At 47.4% G+C, this 756-nt stretch carries 1 protein-coding gene; it reads right to left on the bottom strand.

Annotation, left to right across the window (positions count from 1 at the left end; translation table 11 throughout):
• The coding region (locus tag R7Q46_RS26680) for a mannitol-1-phosphate 5-dehydrogenase (protein WP_318078157.1) at positions 1–756 on the bottom strand (756 nt) is incomplete at both ends.

Genomic DNA, 756 nt, shown 5'->3' on the forward strand with positions numbered 1-756 from the left:
CGAATCAACACTTCGCCACTTTCCTGCATCGCTTGTTTTACTTCGGCATGAATATTTGGGTCTTCAATCGCTTCACGAATGGTGCGATGGCCTTTCAAACAGCCTAAATAAGCGGTAATGCAGTGACCTGTGTTTAGGGTGAACAGCTTACGTTCGACAAAGGCCATTAGGTTGTTAGTCTTTTCCATGCCAGCAATGTTTGGGATGTCGCCCTTGAACTGTTGCTCATCGACAATCCATTCGCTGAAGCTTTCAACAGTCACTTCCAATGGGTCATCGTTGGCGGCCTCTGCTGGTGGAACGATGCGATCGACAGCGGAATCAACAAAGCCAACCAACTCGTCTGCTTTTGCATGCAATGATTTATCTAAGTGTTTGTACACTTCACCTTTTAGGTGCGTTGTGCCACGCACCATATTTTCACAGGCGATGATGTTAAGTGGCGCGTCATTGCCAGCTTCAAAACGTTTGGCGATACCTTTCGCGATGGTTTTCGCGATGATGTCTAATACGTTTGGACCCACTGCTGTGGTGACTAAATCGGTTTTGACGATGCGATCAATCACGTCTTCACTGGCTGAGTTTACCGCTGTGACATGGGTAACGGTGTCGATTTTGCACTCAGTACCGACCACTTTCACTTTGTATTCTTGTTTGTGGCTGAGCTGGTCTACTAGCGGTACATCAACGTCAGCGAAAGTGACCTCGACTTCTGCGTCTGCTAAGAGTTTACCGATGAAACCACGACCGATGTTA

This window comes from Vibrio sp. 811 (genome assembly GCF_033339195.1).